Raw genomic sequence first — 1,910 nt, forward strand, 5'->3', positions numbered from 1 at the left:
TGGTTGATCGTGTGTGGTGTTTCAGAGTTGTAGAGTGGATGCGTGAGCATGTTTGTGGGTAAGTCCTCGGCCTGTTAGTACCAGTCAACTCGTGAACACATTGCTGTGCTTCCATTTCTGGCCTATCAACCCGGTCGTCTTCCGGGGGCCTTACCCCACATTGGGGTGGGAGACCTCATCTTGGAACAGGCTTCCCGCTTAGATGCCTTCAGCGGTTATCCTTTCCGAACGTAGCTAACCAGCCGTGCCCCTGGCGGGACAACTGGCATACCAGAGGTTCGTCCGTCCCGGTCCTCTCGTACTAGGGACAGCCTTCCTCAAGTCTCCTGCGCGCGCGGCGGATAGGGACCGAACTGTCTCACGACGTTCTAAACCCAGCTCGCGTGCCGCTTTAATGGGCGAACAGCCCAACCCTTGGGACCTACTCCGGCCCCAGGATGCGACGAGCCGACATCGAGGTGCCAAACCATGCCGTCGATATGGACTCTTGGGCAAGATCAGCCTGTTATCCCCGGGGTACCTTTTATCCGTTGAGCGACACCCCTTCCACCAGGTGGTGCCGGATCACTAGTCCCGACTTTCGTCCCTGCTCGACCCGTCAGTCTCACAGTCAAGCTCCCTTGTGCACTTACACTCAACACCTGATTGCCAACCAGGCTGAGGGAACCTTTGGGCGCCTCCGTTACTCTTTGGGAGGCAACCGCCCCAGTTAAACTACCCACCAGGCACTGTCCCTGAACCGGATCACGGTCCGAGGTTGAGATTTCCCATCCGGTCAGAGTGGTATTTCAACAACGACTCCACCAACACTAGCGTGCCGGCTTCACAGTCTCCCACCTATCCTACACAAACCGAACCGAAAACCAATACCAAGCTATAGTAAAGGTCCCGGGGTCTTTCCGTCCTGCCGCGCGAAACGAGCATCTTTACTCGTACTGCAATTTCACCGGGCCTGTGGTTGAGACAGCCGGAAAGTCGTTACGCCATTCGTGCAGGTCGGAACTTACCCGACAAGGAATTTCGCTACCTTAGGATGGTTATAGTTACCACCGCCGTTTACTGGCGCTTAAATTCTCAGCTTCGCCCCGAAAGGCTAACCGGTCCTCTTAACGTTCCAGCACCGGGCAGGCGTCAGTCCATATACCTCGAGTTACCTCTTCGCATGGACCTGTGTTTTTAGTAAACAGTCGCTTTCCGCTGGTCTCTGCGGCCAACCCACCCCAGCCCGCAAAGGGCTTCAGGTGTTTCGGCCCCCCTTCTCCCGAAGTTACGGGGGCATTTTGCCGAGTTCCTTAACCACAGTTCACCCGAACGCCTTAGTATTCTCTACCTGACCACCTGTGTCGGTTTCGGGTACGGGCCGCACATGTTCTCGCTAGAGGCTTTTCTCGGCAGCAGAGGATCACCCTACTTCACCACAACGGCTACGCATCACGCCTCACCCTTCATGCACCACGGATTTACCTATGGTGCGGGCCACACGCTTACACCAGCAACCATCAGCTGGCGGGGCTACCTTCCTGCGTCACCCCATCACTCAACTACTACACACTCAGGCCCCACGCTCCCCAGCTTCAGATCCGAAGACCCTGACCAGTTCGGGTGGTTAGTATCATGCGCCTCGTCCTTGTCGAACATACGCGGGTACGGGAATATCAACCCGTTATCCATCGACTACGCCTGTCGGCCTCGCCTTAGGTCCCGACTCACCCTGGGCAGACAAACTTGACCCAGGAACCCTTGGTCATCCGGCGGCAGAGATTCTCACTCTGCAATCGCTACTCATGCCTGCATTCTCACTCCCACACCCTCCACCACTGGTTTCCACCGTGGCTTCCCTGGATGCAGGACGCTCCCCTACCCACCAACACCACTGCACACCACACCCGAAGGCATGATGCGGATGTATG

At 56.8% G+C, this 1,910-nt stretch carries 1 rRNA gene; it reads right to left on the bottom strand.

The annotated features are described in order from the left end of the window. Positions 1–54: 54 nt before the first annotated feature. Positions 55–1,910 (bottom strand): 23S ribosomal RNA (locus A3CU_RS54150); the annotation flags it as partial.

Source organism: Amycolatopsis taiwanensis DSM 45107, from assembly GCF_000519205.1.
Taxonomy (GTDB): domain Bacteria; phylum Actinomycetota; class Actinomycetes; order Mycobacteriales; family Pseudonocardiaceae; genus Amycolatopsis_E; species Amycolatopsis_E taiwanensis.